16 protein-coding genes are annotated in these 17,282 nt (G+C 70.9%); 8 read left to right on the forward strand and 8 right to left on the reverse strand.

Annotated features, from left to right (window positions below; genetic code table 11):
- On the forward strand, positions 1-795 hold a 795-nt coding region (locus AB0K15_RS18075; protein WP_364051116.1), incomplete at its 5' end, for a Zn-binding domain-containing protein.
- 42 nt (positions 796-837) lie between these two features.
- Here AB0K15_RS18075 and AB0K15_RS18080 read toward each other — a convergent pair.
- The 8 genes from AB0K15_RS18080 to ssd all read right to left on the reverse strand — a co-directional run bounded on the left by AB0K15_RS18080 (position 838) and on the right by ssd (position 6,875).
- Positions 838-1,458 carry a bifunctional DNA primase/polymerase gene (locus AB0K15_RS18080; protein WP_364051119.1) on the reverse strand — a complete coding sequence of 207 codons (621 nt, stop codon included), beginning with the start codon at positions 1,456-1,458 and terminating at the stop codon, positions 838-840.
- 421 nt (positions 1,459-1,879) lie between these two features.
- Positions 1,880-2,233 carry an Rv3654c family TadE-like protein gene (locus AB0K15_RS18085; RefSeq protein WP_364051122.1) on the reverse strand — a complete coding sequence of 118 codons (354 nt, stop codon included), beginning with the start codon at positions 2,231-2,233 and terminating at the stop codon, positions 1,880-1,882.
- On the reverse strand, positions 2,230-2,568 hold the full coding sequence (locus AB0K15_RS18090; RefSeq protein ID WP_364051125.1) for a TadE family type IV pilus minor pilin: 339 nt from the start codon (positions 2,566-2,568) through the stop codon (positions 2,230-2,232). Before AB0K15_RS18090 ends, AB0K15_RS18085 begins: the two co-directional genes overlap by 4 nt.
- Positions 2,568-2,732, reverse strand: coding sequence for a DUF4244 domain-containing protein (locus AB0K15_RS18095; RefSeq protein WP_220244842.1), 165 nt, complete (start codon positions 2,730-2,732; stop codon positions 2,568-2,570). The genes AB0K15_RS18090 and AB0K15_RS18095 overlap by 1 nt, the downstream gene beginning before the upstream one ends.
- Before the next feature lie 31 nt (positions 2,733-2,763).
- Positions 2,764-3,456: a type II secretion system F family protein gene (locus AB0K15_RS18100; RefSeq protein ID WP_364051128.1), complete on the reverse strand. Its 693-nt coding sequence runs from the start codon at positions 3,454-3,456 to the stop codon at positions 2,764-2,766.
- Entirely contained in the window at positions 3,453-4,205 is a 753-nt protein-coding gene (locus AB0K15_RS18105; protein ID WP_364051131.1) for a type II secretion system F family protein, read from the reverse strand. Before AB0K15_RS18105 ends, AB0K15_RS18100 begins: the two co-directional genes overlap by 4 nt.
- A gap of 295 nt (positions 4,206-4,500) precedes the next feature.
- Positions 4,501-5,637, reverse strand: coding sequence for a TadA family conjugal transfer-associated ATPase (locus tag AB0K15_RS18110; protein WP_364051134.1), 1,137 nt, complete (start codon positions 5,635-5,637; stop codon positions 4,501-4,503).
- A gap of 173 nt (positions 5,638-5,810) precedes the next feature.
- Complete coding sequence (ssd, locus tag AB0K15_RS18115; protein ID WP_364051137.1) at positions 5,811-6,875, reverse strand: septum site-determining protein Ssd; 1,065 nt, start codon at positions 6,873-6,875, stop codon at positions 5,811-5,813.
- 556 nt (positions 6,876-7,431) lie between these two features.
- On the opposite strand from ssd, the gene AB0K15_RS18120 reads away from it, so the two are divergent.
- The 7 genes from AB0K15_RS18120 (at position 7,432) to AB0K15_RS18150 (ending at position 17,281) form a co-directional block, all read left to right on the forward strand.
- On the forward strand, positions 7,432-8,277 hold the full coding sequence (locus AB0K15_RS18120) for an HAD family hydrolase (RefSeq protein WP_364051140.1): 846 nt from the start codon (positions 7,432-7,434) through the stop codon (positions 8,275-8,277).
- 587 nt (positions 8,278-8,864) lie between these two features.
- Positions 8,865-10,688 carry a glycoside hydrolase family 3 N-terminal domain-containing protein gene (locus AB0K15_RS18125; protein WP_364051143.1) on the forward strand — a complete coding sequence of 608 codons (1,824 nt, stop codon included), beginning with the start codon at positions 8,865-8,867 and terminating at the stop codon, positions 10,686-10,688.
- Complete coding sequence (locus tag AB0K15_RS18130) at positions 10,685-11,953, forward strand: DUF1343 domain-containing protein (RefSeq protein WP_364051146.1); 1,269 nt, start codon at positions 10,685-10,687, stop codon at positions 11,951-11,953. Before AB0K15_RS18125 ends, AB0K15_RS18130 begins: the two co-directional genes overlap by 4 nt.
- An 11-nt stretch (positions 11,954-11,964) precedes the next feature.
- Positions 11,965-13,740: a serine hydrolase domain-containing protein gene (locus tag AB0K15_RS18135; RefSeq protein ID WP_364051149.1), complete on the forward strand. Its 1,776-nt coding sequence runs from the start codon at positions 11,965-11,967 to the stop codon at positions 13,738-13,740.
- 211 nt (positions 13,741-13,951) lie between these two features.
- Positions 13,952-14,953 (forward strand): MurR/RpiR family transcriptional regulator, encoded by a 1,002-nt coding sequence (locus tag AB0K15_RS18140; protein WP_364051152.1) that lies wholly within the window; start codon positions 13,952-13,954, stop codon positions 14,951-14,953.
- Positions 14,954-14,970: 17 nt separating this feature from the next.
- A complete protein-coding gene (gene murQ, locus AB0K15_RS18145) occupies positions 14,971-15,900 on the forward strand; it encodes an N-acetylmuramic acid 6-phosphate etherase (protein WP_364051155.1) in 930 nt (309 codons plus the stop codon).
- 277 nt (positions 15,901-16,177) lie between these two features.
- Positions 16,178-17,281, forward strand: a complete 1,104-nt coding sequence (locus AB0K15_RS18150; protein WP_364051158.1) for a HoxN/HupN/NixA family nickel/cobalt transporter — start codon at positions 16,178-16,180, stop codon at positions 17,279-17,281.
- Position 17,282 lies beyond the last annotated feature (1 nt).

A 17,282-nucleotide genomic window follows, 5' to 3' on the forward strand; every position in this document is an offset into this window, starting at 1 on the left:
TTCGCGCCGACGGGCACCGCAAGCGCTCACGTCGGCACCGAGAACGCAGCGCCGGCGGGAACCGGAGACGCTCCCGGCGACGCTGCAACAGCGACCATCGCGCCGACGGGCACCGCAAGCGCTCACGTCGGCACCGAGAACGCAGCGCCGGCGGGAACCGGAGACGCTCCCGGCGACGCTGCAACAGCGACCGTCGCGCCGGTGGGGACCGGAGGCGCTCGGGTCGGGGCCGAGAGCGTGGAGGCGGCGGGGACCGGGGGTGCTGAGGGCGGGGCTGGTGCTGCGGCTCGGGCCGGGGCCGTCGCGCCGGTGGGGGCCGGGGGCGCTCGGGTCGAGGCCGAGGGTGGGGCGCCGGTGGGGACCGGGGGTGCTGGCAGAGCACCGGGGGGCGCCGGATTGGTTCCGGCGCGCGTCCCCGGTGCCCTGCATGCCGCCGAGCACGCGGCGATCGGCCTGCTACCGCTGTTCGCTACGTGCGACCGCTGGGACATCGGCGGGGTGTCTACCGCGTGGCACGAGGACACCGGGGAGGCAACGGTGTTCGTGCACGATGGGCATCCCGGGGGTGCGGGATTTGCCGACCGCGGTTATGCCGCGATTGTCCCGTGGCTGGCCGCAACGCGGGAGGCGATCGTCTCCTGCGAGTGCCCGACGGGCTGCCCGTCCTGCGTTCAGTCGCCGAAGTGCGGGAACGGCAACGAACCACTGGACAAGGCAGGGGCGGTGGCCGTACTGGATACCGTGCTTGGGGCTTTGCGTCAGCACGGGGAGCAGTGCGGCCACGGTGGTGCGTGAAATCTCTTCAGTTGTCGACGCTGCTTGCCGGGGTGGAACCGGTCAGGCAGCGGTGGTCTCCGCGAGCAGCGGGGCGTGCTCGTCGGCGAGGGCGCGCATGAGCACGTCGTGCACCTCGGCCGGGTCGGGCAGCTGCCAGCCGCACACCTCGGGCTTCACGCGCCAGTGCACGACACCGTGCTGGAACGGCGACGGCGGCAGCGGGATGTAGCTGCCGGCACCGTGCCACTGCACGGACGCCTGCTCGGCGAGCTCGGCCGGGATGCGGTCGGCGGGCGTGGTGAGGAAGAGCCAGCGGCCGTTGGGCATCGCGACGATCGGCGCGGGGTGCCCGAGGGCACGCAGCAGACGGGCGGCGCGCTTGCCGAGCTCGTCGTCGACCTCGATGGCGTCGACGACCGTGCCCGTGGCCACGAGCAGGCTGTGGGTGCGGTCGGAGAACCAGGTGGCGACCTCGTGGGCGTGGGTGCCGACCAGCTCACGCCAGTCGTCCCGCACCGGCACCGGCCGGCGCCACGTGAGGTCGTCGCCCTCTCCGGTGATCGGCGCCGGGGTCGCCCCCGGGAGCACCGGCCAGCCGCGCCAGGCGAGGCCGATCGCCTCCGCACGAAGTTCGATGCGGAAGGCGCTCCGCCAGCTGTCCGGCCAATTCGCGTCCAACATTGCTTTCCTGCCTTCAAGGTCCGGTTTCGCGCCACCCGGGTCGGGGCCGTTGGTGGCGCACGTCTCACTAAACGGCAATTTGCACATTGCGCGGAAGAGCCGCGCGACAACCGGTGGTTACTGGGCGATGAACGCCCGGTAGTGCACCGCTCGGCCGATAACGGACAGCCGATGATCGGCCGCTGAGCCCCCGCTGAGGCCCTTCAGCACGCGGGTTGGCACCTTCGCCGCCCTTCGCGGCCGCGGTGGCGCGCCACGTCTTTTAGGCCGCTGAGCAGCTGTTTTTACCGCTCGCCGTGCGTCAGCTACCGCTGCTCGTGGCTGTTCGCCGCTCGTCGAGACAGCGCGTCTGATTGCTCCGGCGATGATCAACAGTGACCGCCATTCGTCGTGACAGCTCGTGGACGAGCGGTGGCGGGGGTCACTCCGAGAGGCCGACGGGGCCGGCCCGGGCCCGTGCCGAGGGCGGCGGCAAACCGGGCACGGGCGGGCTCGCCGCGCGCACTTCGACGAGGGCATCGCGCTCATGCCAGCGGCAAGCCGTGACGACCGCACCTTCGTGGTCGGCCACCTCGCGAGCACGGTCGCAGGCCCGCGCGGGCCCGTCGGCGGCGTGCGCGGCCGCCGCCAACGCGCCGAGGTCAGCAGCGGCCTCGACGCGGTGCCGGGCTGCCACCGCCGCCCCGAGGCAGCAGCCCGCCGCGGCTAGGCCGACGAGCGCGGCGATCACGAGGGCCGTCCACACGGTGGCGACACCGTCGTCGTTCTTCTTCATTGCTGTGCTCCGGGTTCGGCGACGGCGTAGGCCCTGGCGTCCAGGTGGAAGCCGGTGAGCGTGTCGGTGGTGACCTCGGCGGTGATGCCGTCGCCGGTCCGGCGGATGGTGAGGCGCGCGCCGCGGGGCGCGATCGTCTGCACGACGGCCTCGGCCGCACCGGGCTGTCCGGCGGCGGCCAGGCGCGCGGCTTCGCGGGCGGCGTCGAGGCACCGGATGTGCCCGAGCACCGCGGCGAGGCCGGCGAGCAGCAGAGCCACCACGGCCGTGAGCGCGCCCAGCGAAAGGGCGGCTTCGACCGTGACCATCCCGCCGTCCCGGCGACGGCCGGCCATCAGGTCGCCACCGTGAGGGCGCGCTGCACGAGACCCGACAGCGCCGTGCTGATCGAGTCGCCGCTGAGCAGCACGAACAGCGCGAGCGCGAACGCCGCGGCGGCCACCGTGCCGATGGCGTACTCCGCCGTGGTGGTGCCCTCGTCTCCGGGGAGGAAGTGCATGGTCGGTCCTTTCTGTCCATTGTGGATTCATCTACAACACGCTCCCGATCCGCTCGGCCAGGCCGAGCACCACCGGCAGCACGCCGAGCACGAAGAACGCGGGAAGGAAACAGAGCCCCACCGGCAGCGCGAGCGCGACCCCGGCCCGTTCCGCGCGTTCCTCGGCCTCGACGCCGATCCCGTCGCGCAGGCGGCGGGACACTTCGTCGGCCGTCGCCGCCAGCGCGGCGCCGGACCGGGCCGTGCGGGTCGCGGCGACCGACAGTTCCTCGAACCCGGGCCGGGTTTTGAGGTGGGCCCAGGCGTCGGCCGGTCCCGCGCCGAGGGCGAGGAGGTTGGCGGTGGCCTTCATGGCGGTCGACGTGTGCTCGGGTGCCGTGGCGCTGACGGCTTCGAGAGCCGTCGGCACCGGCAGGCCCGTGCGGAGGCAGGCGCCCAGGAGGTCGAGGGTGGCGGCGGAGTTCAGACGTTCGGTGACGTCGTCGCGGGGTTGGGGTCGGCGGGAACGGCGGAGGAGCCACCACGCTCCTGCGCCGGCGAGTGCGCCGCCCGCTGCCCCGGCGACCACGGCCACCGATGCTCCGGCCACCGCCGCGGCGAGGGCGTGTCGCGTACGGACGCTCGGCAACCTCAGTCGACGGGTGGTCGGTGGCACGAGGGTCCGCGGCTTCGGCGCGCTGGGCCAGACGAGGAGCGCGACCGCGGCGAGGACGTACGGCGTCATCGGACCTCCCGCCGGCCGGTGAGCGCTCGGGACCACGCGGTGCCCGCCCAGAGCAGCGCGGCGCCCGCCACCAGGAACAGCTGCCCGAGGACGGTGTGGGTGAGGACGGTCAGGGGCTCGGCGCCGATGGCCTGGCCCATGGCGAGGCAGAGGACGGGCAGGCCGGTCAGCACGGTCGCGCTCATCCGCGGGCCGGCCATCTTGGCGTGGAGCCGCCGGGCGAACGTGGTGGCGGCATCGACGTCGCGGCGGGTGGCGTCGAGGGTGTCGGCCATGGGGAGGCCGTGCCTGCGGGCGAGAGTCCAGGCGGCGGCCAGTTCCGGGAGTTCCGGCGATTCGAGTGCGCCGTCGAGTCTCGCGGCGGTGGCCAGGTTGGTGAGCTCGCCGGCCAGCGCGGGGACGGCGTCGGCCGCTGCTTCGGCCGCGAGCACGGGATGAGCCCCCGCCCGCAGCTCGGCGACCATCGTGCGGAGGGCAGCCGAGGTCTGCTCGGCTCGGGTGAGCGCCGCGGTGGTTTCCCTTCTGCTACGCCATTCCTGCCTCGCCGCGACGGTGATCAGGGCGGCCGCCACCGCGGCTCCGACTCCGGCCACAGGAAGGGCGAGGAGGGTCGGCAGCACCCAGACGGCCTGGCGCGGCGGCGCGGGGATGGCGAGCCGTCGCCGCGGTGGTGGCAGCAGACGGGTCGGCAGGGCGGGCCAGGTGAGGAGCGCGGTACCGAAGCAGAGGAACGGCCAGGCGGTGATCACGCGGTCGCCTCCTCGGCAGAGGAGGACCGGGGCGCGCGCGAGGGACACTCCAAGAACGCCGGGTGGGTGTGAAAGGGGCGTCGAGTCCTCATGGCGGCTCCTCCTCGACGGTGAGGAAATGAATCGCGGTTGAAGGTTCGGCCCCTCGAGGATGCCGCTGCGGCCCGGCATGTCTCAGCAGGGCAACAGACAGCTCCAGGCTCGGCATGAGAAGCCGCGGAAGAAGAGCCCTGAAGCGATGAGCTCTGGGCGGTGCGGCGGAGCACGGGCTGCGGAGGAATGGGGCGGTAGGCGATCACGCGGTCGCCTCCTCGAAGAGGGGGCGGTAGGGGGTCCAGTGGCCGTCGCGCCAGATGGGGGTGGTGTGGGTGGTCACGGTGGTGCGATGGAGGGTCGCGATTTCGGTGAGGCTGCGGGCGCCGGTGGGGTCGCGGCGGAGGTGGAGGACGACGCGGACCGCGGCGGCCAGCTGGCTGTGGAGGGCGGCGCCGGTGAGGCCACCCAGAGAGGCGAGCGCTTCGAGGCGCGCGGGGACCTCGGAAGGCGAGTTGGCGTGCAGGGTGCAGGCGCCGCCGTCGTGGCCGGTGTTGAGGGCGTTGAGCAGGGAGCAGACTTCGGCGCCGCGGACTTCGCCGACCACCAGGCGGTCGGGGCGCATGCGCAGCGCCTGGCGGATGAGCTCGGGCAGCTCGACGGCACCGGCGCCTTCGACGTTGGCCGGGCGCGCGACGAGGCTGACGAACTGCGGGTGCGCGGGGCGGAGTTCGCCGGCGTCCTCGACGCAGACGATGCGCTCGCGGGGGCTGACCTCGGCGAGGAGTGCACTGAGGAGGGTCGTCTTGCCGGCACCGGTGCCGCCCGTGACCAGGAACGCGAGGCGGCGCGTGATGATCGAGCGGAGGATGTCGGCACCTTCCTCGTTGACGACGCCGAGTGCGGTCAGCGTGTCGAGCGTGTGCGTCGCGGGGCGCAGGACGCGCAGGGACAGGCAGGTGCCGTTGGGCGCGATCGGCGGCAGGACGGCGTGGACACGGACGTGCCCGCCCGGAACAGGAAGCCAACCGTCCACATAGGGCTGTGCGTCGTCGAGGCGCCGGCCCGCCGCGAGCGCGAGGCGCTGCGCCAGGCGGCGGACGGCTTCTTCGTCGGCGAAGCGGACGTCGGTGCGGGTCAGGCCGGACTCGCCGTCGGTCCAGGTCTGATCGGGCGCGGTGACGAGGACGTCGGTGACGGCGGGGTCCTCCAGCAGCGGCGCGAGAGGGCCCGCGCCGACGAACTCGTCGTGGGCCTGGCGGACGGCGTCGAGGACCGCGTCGTGGCTGAGGGTGCCGCCGGCTTCCGCGCGGACGGCCTCGGCGACGGCGACGGGGTCTGCCAGGCGGCTCTCACCGGCGAGCCGGTTGCGGACGCGCTCGACGAATTCGGTGGTCATGCCGGTGGCTTCGGACGGGTGGACATGGCTGGTCTCCAGGCGTCGGAGGGCGAAGGGTTTGGGGGCGAAGGAAAAGACCGCAGGCGCGAGCCGCGCAGTGAGCGGCTGCCCGAGCGAGGGCCGAAATCACGGCGAGGACAGCCTCCGCGGGACACCCGTGAGGCGGGGAAACGTCAAGCCGCCGCGGGGAGGGTGGCCGCGGAGGGGCGGAGTTCGGCCAGGACGGCGCGCGCTGCGGTGGCCAGAGCGCCCTTGGGTGGGAGGTCGAACTCGCCCGTTTCGAGGGTGGCGGCGACGCGGCGTTCGGGCGGCAGGGTGGCGAGCAGAGGCGGGCCGAGGAGCGCCGTGGTGCGGGAAGGGGGTGCGCCGGCGTGGGGAGGTCCACTTGCGACGATGGCGAGGCGGTCGGTGTGGGGCGTCAGGAGGTCGAGGACCTGCCGCGCGGCCATGCAGGCGCGGAATTCGACCGGCACGACCAAGACCACCAGATCCGCGAGCGAGGCGACGGCGAGAGCGCCCTCGTCGAGGTGGCGGGGCAGATCGCAGACGACGGTGCGGCCCGAGCGGCGGCCGGCGGTCACGACGGCGGACAACGCGCGCGGGTCGGGACCGGGACCGCTCCGGCCGCAGGCCAGGACGGGCAGGGTGCCGCGGCGAGGGAGGGCGTCGACCAGCGACGGCAGCGAGACGCGGCCCGACAGGCGGACGTCGGGCCAGCGGTGACCGGGGGTGTTTTCCAAGCCCAGTGGGAGATCCAGGCCGCCGCCCAACGGGTCGCAGTCGACGAGCAGGGCGAGGCCGGCCCGGTCCGCCTCGACGGCCGTGGCCGCGGCGAGCACGGAAGCGCCCGCGCCGCCGCGGCCGCCGATGAAGGCGAGGATCGGCCCTGGGTTTTCGGCGGGGGCGTCGGCGACGTCGGCCAGAACCACCGTCAGGTCGGATTCGTCGTCGGGCAGGCACAGGACCCGCCTGGCGCCGACAAGAGCCGCGCGGCGCCAGGAGTCGACGCCGACCGCGCCTTTCGACACCACCACCACGCCGTCGCGTCGCGGCAAGAGCACACGGTCGTCAGCGCAGTCCTCGTCGATCACGACCAGCGGCGCCCGTGTCCAGCGTGGACGCGCGGCCGCGAGATCCGGTGCCCGGTCGAGCTCACAGCCGGCGACCGCGGCGACGCGCAGGATCTCGTCGAGCACCGCGCCGTCGGCGGCGACGACGAGTGGACGTGCGGTTCTCATGAAAGCCTCCCCCTCGCGGAGCGGAACCCGGGCCACGTGGACCGGGTCCCACCAAGATCACCCGGCCCGGACACGACGGCAATGGGCAACCGCGCAGCCTGTGGACAACTCGGGGCTTGTGGACAACTCCCACCCGAAACGCCTCGGCGCGGAGTTCCGGTCGGATCGATGAGGCACAATGCGCAACCCGCCAACACCCCGGAACCGGGGAATTCCAGGCAATCTCGTAATTGCCACGAAAAACATCCTGGCGATCCGCGAACACGGCGGAAAAAATGCGCTAACCCGGGAAAAGAGGGCGGCCCTCGCCAGGGGGGAGGGACGAGGGCCGCCGTGGGTTCAGCCCCGGGGGGTCGGACTGAACCGGCCCGGTTGGACACCGGGTTCCCCCACTGTAACTCGGCAGGGCACCGATTGGGGCCGCGAGCGACACCTACGATTCGATAACGGCATCCAGAGCCGGATGCACTGTCCTGTCATGGATTTTCCGCCGGACGGGCGCGCCGGTGTTCGATCAACGCGAGAACGCGAGCGCCGCTTCTCCTATCCTGATCACGTGGCCGAACCCAGCACCGCGCCGCCGCGCGAATCCCACCCCGAAGAACCCCGGCGAGCCGTCGCCGCGTTCTTCGATCTCGACAAGACCATCATCGCTTCTTCCAGCGCGCTGGCGTTCAGCAAACCATTACTCAGAGAAGGGCTGATCAACCGCCGAGCCGCTTTGCGTAGCGCGTACGCACAACTCGTCTTCTCCCTCGCGGGCGCCGACGCCGACAAGACCGAACGCATGCGCGCCGAGGTCTCGAAGCTCTGCGCCGGCTGGGATGTCGCCCAGGTTTCCGCGATCGTGCGGGAAACGCTGCACGACGTGGTGGACCCCCTCGTGTACGTCGAGGCCACCGATCTCATCAACCGCCACCTCGCCGACGGCCACGACGTCGTCGTCCTCTCCGCCACCGGTGAAGAGGTCGCCGCACCCGTCGCCGCGATGCTCGGCGCCACGCGCTGCGTCGCCACACGCATGGGTGTCATCGACGGCCGCTACAACGGCGAAATCGACTTCTACTGCTACGGCGACAACAAGGCCGTCGCTGCGAAGCAGCTCGCCGCGACGTACGGGTACGACCTCGCCGAGTGCTTCGCCTACACCGATTCGAGCACCGACATCCCGCTCTTGGAGACCGTCGGCAACCCCCACGCGGTGAACCCCGACAAGCTCCTGCGCCGCGAAGCCGGCGAACGCGGCTGGCCGATCCTCGCGTTCGAACGCCCGATGTCTCTGCGCAGCCGGATCCCCGCTCGGTCCGCGGGCATGGTCGCGCTCGGCGTGGGCGCCGTCGCGGCGGGCGCCACCTGGTACAGCCTGAGTCGTCGCCGACGGTTCCGAACGCCTCCGAGCTAGGCACCCACACGGCGGTACCGCGACCGGTTTTCTCAAGCGCAGAGCGGAATCGGCCGTTGCTCAGGGTGTGTGCATCACCGGATCGAGCCTCTTTTGCCGGTGCACCCGTCCACACTCTTGAAGTGACCGGGCTCACGGCGTAGAAAGTAAGTGCGGACGTTGAGCCGGCCAGGGCAGAGGTAGAAGAGAAGCCTCTGTCACCCCGGGCAACCTCCGTGCGCGGACTCCGGGTACCCACGCGCAGCGCGCCGCGGGAGGCTCGTCGTCTAGGGACTGCGTACCGGGACGCCGGACGCCGAGTCCATGAAGGTACGACCAGAGTTGCACGCTTGGTCGCCCGAGATGTTCCGCGCTTGCAGGCGGCGCCCGCCGGCTTCGGCCGACGGGCGCCGCCAGTGTTTCCACCCCACGGTGTTCTCTCAAACGCTGTTTTCTCGAGAGCTGTTTTCTCGAAAGCTGCAGCACAACCCCCATGTTCCTGCGCTCGGCCGATGGACAACGCTCGAGCCGGTGAGTAGCTTCCCGATACCGGCGCTGCCAGGTGGACTTCTCACCACCGGCGGCGCACGACACTGGGAGGCCCTTTCGTGACGACCCGACTCGCGCGCACGCGCCCGCGGAGGATCCATGCGCTCGCCGTCCCCCTCGCGGGGCTCCTCGCCGTCGCCGGAATCGGCGCGACCGCTTCAGGCAGCACGCCGGACGCGAAGGCGATGACCTCCCTCGACGCCGCCGCCCAGCAGGCGCTCCACGGCCTCAGCCTCGAGGAAAAGGTGGGCCAGCTGTTCGTCACGTGGGTGAACGGCAAGTCCGCCGATGAGGTCAACCCCAAGAACCAGGCGGACTTCGGCGTCGACACCCCCGCCGAGGTCGTCCGCAAGTACCACCTCGGCGGCGTCATCTACTTCAACAACGACACCCGCGACAACTTCGACACCCCGACCCAGGTCGCGAAGCTGTCCAACGGCCTCCAGCAGGCCGCGATCTCCAGCGGCGCCCACATCCCGTTGCAGATCGGCACCGACCAGGAGGGCGGCACCGTCACCCGGATGGGCGCTCCCGCCACGGAGTTCCCCAACTCCATGGCCATCGCCGCCGGCCGCAGCACCGACAGCGCGACGCAGGCCGCCACGATCATCGGCCACGAGCTGCGCGCCGTCGGCATCAACCAGGACTTCGCGCCCGACTCCGACGTGAACTCCAACCCGGCCAACCCGGTGATCGGCGTGCGGTCGTTCGCCGGGCAGCCCGGGCTCGCGAGCCAGTTCGTGACGGCCGAGGTCAAGGGCTACCAGAACTCCGGGCCGGCCTTCGAAACCGTTTCCTCCACGGCAAAACACTTCCCCGGCCACGGCGACGCCGCCACCGACAGCCACACCGGGCTGCCGCGCATCGACCGCACCGAGGACGAGTGGCGCAAGATCGACGTGCCGCCGTTCAAGGCCGCCATCGCCGCGGGCATCGACTCGATCATGAGCGCCCACATCCAGTTCCCGAGCCTCGACCCGTCGGGCGAGCCGGCCACCCTGTCGAAGCCGATCATCACCGGCAAGCTGCGCAACGAGCTGGGTTACGACGGCGTGGTGATCACCGACGCGCTGGAGATGCAGGGCGTGCGCGAGCTCCACAGCGATGCCGAAATCCCCGTGCTGGCACTGAAAGCGGGCATCGACCAGCTGCTCATGCCGGTGCACCTCGACCTCGCGATCAACTCCGTGATCTCCGCCGTGAAGTCCGGCGACCTGCCGATGCAGCGGATCGACCAGAGCGTGCTGCGCGTGCTCAAGCTGAAGCTCAAGCGCGGCATTCTCACCTCGCCGTTCGACAACCCGGCGCTCGTCGCGAAGAAGGTAGGCACGCCGGCGCACCTCGCCACCGCGCAGGGCATCGCCGACCGTTCGATCACCGCGATCGCCAACGACGCGGGCGTGCTGCCGCTCAAGCAGAAGCCCGCCACCGCGCTCGTCACCGGCTGGGGCGTGGCCAGCACGCAGACGCTCGCCGACCGCCTCACCGCCCACGGCACCCAGGCGACGGCGTTGCAGACCGGGCAAACCCCGTCCGACAATCTCATCGCGCAGGCCGCCGCGGCCGCCGCGAAGACCGACCTCGTCGTGGTTCTCACGAACAACCTCGGCGGATTTCCCTTGCAGAACAAGCTTTTGCAGGCGCTGATGGACACCGGCAAGCCGGTGGTCGCGGTCGCCGCGCAGATCCCGTACGACGCCGGGTACGCCAACCCCGTGCCCACGTGGCTGGCCACCTACGGCTACATCACGCCGTCGCTCGAGGCGCTGGCGAAGGTCGTGCTCGGCGAGACGAAGCCGAGTGGCAAGCTGCCCGTCGACGTCCCCGCGGGCGCCGACGTGAACACCGTCAAGCACCCCTTCGGACACGGACTGAGCTGGTGAACGTCAACCGCAGGAAGTTCCTCGCCGTCCCCGCACTCGCCGTACCGGTGCTCGCCGGCGGCTCGGCCGTCGCGCACGCAACACCGGCAGGGCAACCGAGCCGGCACCACAAAGTGCTGACCGGAGCCGAACAACTCGCCGCCCAGCACTGGCGTCCGCTCGCCGGACGCAAGCTCGGCGTGCTGTCCAACCCGACGGGCGTGCTCGCGAGCGGCGACCACATCGTCGACGACATGGTCGCCGCCGGCGTGAAGCCGGTCGCCGCCTTCGGCCCCGAGCACGGCTTCCGCGGCAGCGCGCAGGCCGGCGGTTCCGAAGGCGACTACACCGACCCGCGCACCGGCATCCCCGTGTACGACGCGTACGGCGCCGACGCGGCGAAGCTCGCCACGCTGTTCACCAAGGCCGGCCTCGACACCGTCGTGTTCGACATCGCCGACGTCGGCGCCCGCTTCTACACCTACATCTGGTCGCTCTACACGGCGATGGTCGCGGCGGCGAAGGTCGGCGCGGCCTTCGTGGTGCTCGACCGGCCGAACCCGATCGGCGGCCGCCTCGCCGGCCCGGTGCTCGACCCGAAGTTCGCGTCCGGCGTCGGCCGCAAGCCGATCGCGCAGCAGCACGGCATGACCGTCGGCGAGCTGGCGCGCCTGTTCAACACCGAGTTCCTGCCCGGCGAAGGCGTGAAGCCGGTGAAACTCGACGTCGTCGAGGTCCGCGGCTGGCGGCGGGACATGCTCTTCGCCGAAACCGGTCTCGACTGGGTCATGCCCAGCCCCAACATGCCGACGCCCGACACCGCGATCGTCTACCCCGGCACCTGCCTGTTCGAAGGCACGCTCTTCGCGGAAGGCCGCGGCACCACGCGGCCCTTCGAGATCATCGGTGCGCCGGGCGTCGATTGGCACTGGCGCGACGAACTCGAAGCCCTCGACCTGCCGGGCGCGCGCTTCCGTGAGACGTACTTCGTCCCCACGTTCAGCAAGTTCGTGAACGAGACCTGCGGCGGCGTGCAGCTCACCGTGACCGACCCCCAGGCGTTCGACGCGATCACCACCGCCGTCGCGATGCTCGTGACCGCGAAGCAGGTCGCGCCGCAGACGTTCGGCTGGCGGCCCGACCACGCCATCGACTTGCTGTCCGGTTCCGACCGGCTGCGCACCATGATCGACGCCGGCGCCGGGGTCGACGAGGTCACCGGCGCCTGGCGCGCCGAGCTCGCCGCCTTCGACCGCCAACGCCGGCCCTACCTGATCTATCGCTGAGGAGAGCGGTCATGCGTGCTAGGAAGGTGCTCGCCGCGACGAGCATGGCGATGGCCGTGCTGGTCGCGGCCACGTCGATCACAGGAGCCTCCGCCATCGCCACCACAACGCAGCACGACCCGCTCGCCGGGCGCTTCGACGTGGTGCGACACGGCTTTGCGGCGCCGTCGACGACGTTGCGCGAGGGCAAGCCGTCCGACGTCGGGCTCGACGCCGGCCCCATCAAATCCGCCGAGCAGTTCCTGGCGAGCTGGACCCAGCCCGACGCGTCGGGCCACCCGCACTTCTCCGGCGCGGTCGGCCTGCTCGCCCACGACGGCGTGGTCGTCGACCGCTACGCCGTCGGCGGCGCGCTGCGGTACGCCGACGCCGCGGGCACCGAGCTGCCGACGGACCAGCAGGTCCCGATGCGCGACGACACGATCTTCGACATGGCGTCGGTCTCCAAGCTGTTCACCTCGATCGCCGCGCTGCAGCTGGTGGAGCAGGGCAAGCTCGACGTCAACGCACCGGTCGTGCGCTACCTGCCCGAGTTCGGCGTGAACGGCAAGGAAGCGGTGACGATCGAGCAGCTGCTCACGCACACGTCGGGCTTCGACGCCGACCCCGCGCCGTCGCTGTGGCAGGGCTACTCCGACATCCCGTCGCGCCGCAAGGCCGTGCTCGACAGCCCGCTGAAGAACGCGCCGGGCACGACCTACCTCTACTCCGACCTCAACATGCTCACCCTCGGCTTCGTCATCGAGAAGCTCACCGGGCAGACGCTGGACAAGGTGGTGCACGACCGCATCACCGCGCCGCTGGGCATGGTCGACACCGGTTACAACCCGCCCGCGTCGAAGCTGAACCGCATCGCCGCCACCGAGTACGAGACCGACCCGCCGCGCGGGCTCGTGCGCGGCCAGGTGCACGACGAGAACGCGTGGTCCCTCGGCGGCGTCGCCGGGCACGCCGGCGTGTTCTCCACCGCGAGCGACCTGGCGATCCTCTGCCAGACGATCCTCAACGGCGGCACCTACCGGGGCAAGCGCATCCTGCGTCCGGACACCGTCGAGACGATGCTGACCAACTACAACCAGCGCTTCCCCGACGACGCCCACGGCCTCGGGTTCGAGCTCGACCAGCCCTGGTACATGGGTGCGCTTTCCTCACCGGTGACGGCCGGCCACACCGGTTTCACCGGGACGACGCTGGTCATCGACCCGGAATCGCGGTCGTTCGCGTTGTTGCTGACCAACCGAGTGCACCCGAGTCGGAACTGGGGCTCCATCAACACGGCCCGCCAGGTCTGGGCCACTTCGCTGGCCCAAGCCATGGCGGTGAAGCCCGCGCAGGGCCGCGACGCGTGGTTCGCGGGCCTCGGCGACAAGTCGACGGCTACGCTGAGTACGCAGCCCTTGACACCGCGATCCGGCGGTCCGCTGCAGGTCTCCTTCTACGCTTTCGTGGATACGGAAGGTCCGACTGATCCACTTCAGCTGGAATCGTCCTCCGACGGCGTCAATTGGCAACCAGTCGCGGTTCGTGCAAACGGACCAGGAGCACCCCCCGGACAGGTGACGTCGCTCTCAGGGCACGGACACCGTGCCTGGTGGCGCGTGACGGCAGAAGTACCGGCCTCAGGCGTTACAACCCTGCGCTGGCGTTACAACACTGACGCGAGTTACACCGGACGCGGGGTTTCTGTCGACGGTGTGAAAGTCACCGAACGCGGCCGGGCAGTTCTCGATGGTGAGCGGAATCCGTCGGCACTCACCGCGACGGGGTGGATTTTGAGCGCTCGGTGACCGGGCTGTCGCGCAGCGCCGAACTGGCCCTCCCACTCAGCGATCCGAAGCCTTTTGCGGGGCGACACTAAGTTGCCAAGTCGTTAGCTTGAGCTCGTTAACAAGGTCGACCTGGTTAGCGACTTTCTGGTCAACGATTAATCGCAAAACGAAGTCCGCAGACACGGACGGGTTGCGATCCTGCCGAAGGATGTGGGTAGCCTTGTCGCAAATGCCAACGGTTAGTAACTTTCCGACGGTGGACGATGCCGATTCCGTAACCATCCCGGCACCGTCCGAGCAAACCCCAGCTCAGACCACTGTGCGTGACGCCGATGCGAGCCCGCTGGTCCGCATCCGCTCGCTGCTGCCCGGGCTCGCCCGCGCCGAGCAGCGCGTGGCGAAGGTCGTGCTGGAGGACCCCGCTTCGGTAGCACGCCGGAGCATCACCGAGGTCGCCCTCGCCGCCAGCACCAGCGAGACCACGGTCACGCGGTTCTGCAAGGCCGTCGGCGTCGGCGGATACCCGCAGCTGCGCATCGCGCTGGCTGCGGACACCGCGCGCACCGAGGCCAGAACCACGCGCAACCTCGGTGGCGAGATCGCTCCGGACGACGACCTCGCGGCCGTGATCGGCAAGGTCAGCTTCGCCGACGCGCGCGCCGTCGAGGAGACGGCCGACCAGCTCGACGTCGCGACCATGCAGCGCGTGATCGACCTCGTGGCCGAGGCCGGCCGCGTGGACGTCTACGGCGTCGGCGCCAGTGCCTTCGTGGCCGCCGACCTGCAGCAGAAGCTGCACCGCATCGGCCGCGTGAGCTTCTCGTGGTCCGACACGCACATCATGCTCACCTCGGCCGCGGTGCTCAGCCCCGGCGACGTCGCCATCGGCGTCTCCCACACAGGCGCGACCACCGACACCGTGGAGGCGCTGCGCGTCGCCCGCGAGCACGGCGCGGTCACCGTCGCCGTCACGAACTTCCCGCGTTCGCCGATCACGGAGGTCGCCGACCACGTGCTCACCACGGCCGCGCGGGAAACCACCTTCCGTTCCGGGGCCACGGCCAGCCGCATCGCGCAGCTCACCGTGATCGACTGCCTGTTCATCGGGGTCGCGCAGCGCCACATGGACGCCTCCGTCCACGCGCTGGACGCCACGAGGGACGCGGTCGGCTCGCACCGGCTCGGGGTCAGGCCCGACGGTCGCCGCCGTCCGCGGGAAACCGGTAAGTGAACCGAGAAACGAGGCGCATGATGTCCGTCCCCACGCAGGCGGTACACGTCGATTCGCCGACCGAGCAGCGCAACCCTCGCACGGTGGACATCGACCTGATGTCCACCATGGGGATCCTCAGCGCCATCAACGCCGAGGACCGCCGGGTGCCCGACGCGGTGGCCGCGGTGCTACCGCAGCTGGCGCGTGCGGTCGACTACGCCGTGGAAGCCCTGCGGGGCGGCGGCCGCGTGCACTACGTCGGGGCGGGCACGTCGGGCCGCCTGGCGACGCTGGACGCGGCGGAGCTCGTGCCGACGTTCAACGTGCCGCCGGACCTCTTCGTCGCGCACCACGCGGGCGGCGAGAAGGCCCTGCGGCAGGCGGTCGAGAACGCCGAGGACGACGACGAGGCCGGCGCCGCCGAGCTCGCTGCCGTGGTGCAGCCGGGCGACTTCGTGCTCGGCCTCGCCGCCTCCGGGCGCACGCCGTTCGTGCTCGGCGCGCTCGAGGCGTCGAGCCGCCTCGGCGCGCACACGGGGCTGGTCTCGGCCAACCCGCGCGCGGCGAAGCCGGCCGGCGTCGACGTGCTCATCGCCGTGGCCACCGGCCCGGAGGTGATCGCCGGCTCCACCCGCATGAAGGCGGGCACGGCGCAGAAGCTGATCCTCACGGCGTTCTCCACGGCCGCGATGATCAAGCTGGGGAAGACGTACTCGAACCTGATGGTCAGCATGCGGGCCACGAACGCGAAGCTGCGCGGCCGCACGATCCGCATCCTGCAGGAAGCCACGGGCCTGACCATGGCCGACTGCTCCGACGCCCTCACCGAGGCCGGCGGCGACCTCAAGACGGCCCTCGTGCACCTGCTGTCGGGCTCCGACGTCGAACACTCCGCGGCGGCGCTCGCGGCCAGCGGGGGCCACGTGCGGAAGGCCCTCGACTCGCTGCACCTGCGCGCGGGCTGAGCTGTGTCTTCGGCCTCGGCTCCGCCGAGGCGCGCGAGATCGCCTCAAGCCGGCTTCTTCCCTCCCGATGTGCTCGGCCCGAGAGGCCGAGCACATCGCTCAGAAGCCGGCGCGATCTCGCGTGGTGGCAGAGCAGTCGCCAGGCGCCCATGACGTAAATCGGGCAAGAGCCCCTCATCTCCTGGTGAGGGGCTCTTTTGTGAACCTGCGCTTATTGCGGTTCACCTGTTCACCTGCCTAACCTCTCAGGTGTTGTCTGCGAGGAGGGCGGGTGTCGATGACCGGGGTGACTGAACCGACCCGCGCGAGGCAGCCGCTGTCGAGGCGGGAGTGGGGGTCGCTCTCCGGGATGGCGGCGGTGATCCTGCTGCTGAACCTCGTGGGCTGGGGTGTGCTCGTGCTGTTCATCGCGCCGCACCACTACGACCTGGGTGCGTCGGGTGTGTTCGGGATCGGGCTGGGGGTCACGGCGTTCACGCTCGGCATGCGCCACGCGTTCGACGCGGACCACATCGCGGCGATCGACAACACCACGCGCAAGCTGATGTCGGAGGGCCAGCGACCGCTGTCGGTCGGGTTCTGGTTCTCGCTGGGCCACTCGACGATCGTGTTCGGGTTGTGCCTGCTGCTGTCGCTGGGTGTGCGTGCGGTCGCCGGGCAGCTCGAAGACGACGGGTCGGCGCTGCACCAGACCACCGGGCTGATCGGTACGTCCGTCTCCGGCGTTTTCCTCTACCTCATCGCGATCATCAACCTCGTCGCACTCGTCGGGATCATCCGGGTGTTCGCGCGGATGCGCCGCGGCGAGCTCGACGAAGCCGCACTGGAACGTCAGCTCGACAAGCGCGGCTTCATGAACCGCCTGCTGCGCGGCGCGACGAAGGCCGTGCGGAAACCGTGGCACATCTACCCCGTGGGTGTCCTCTTCGGACTCGGCTTCGACACCGCCACGGAGATCGGCCTGCTGGTCCTCGCGGCCGGCGCGGCGGCGTTCGCCCTGCCCTGGTACGCGATCCTCGTGCTGCCCGTGCTCTTCGCCGCGGGAATGAGCCTGTTCGACGCCGCCGACGGCGTGTTCATGAACTTCGCCTACGGCTGGGCGTTCTCACGGCCGATCCGCAAGATCTACTACAACATCACCGTCACGGCGCTGTCCGTGGCCGTCGCGCTGGTCATCGGCACGATCGAGCTCGTGTCGATCCTCGCCGAGAAGCTCGGCATCACCCACGGCCCGCTCGCCGCGATCGCCGCCGTGAACCTCGACTACGTCGGGTTCGCGATCGTCGCGCTGTTCATCCTCACCTGGGCGGTCGCGCTGGCCGTGTGGCGGTTCGGGCGCATCGAGGAGAAGTGGTCGGCGCGCCTGACCACCGCGGATTGAC

This window comes from Amycolatopsis sp. NPDC049253, assembly GCF_040678995.1.
In the GTDB taxonomy this organism is placed as follows: domain Bacteria; phylum Actinomycetota; class Actinomycetes; order Mycobacteriales; family Pseudonocardiaceae; genus Amycolatopsis.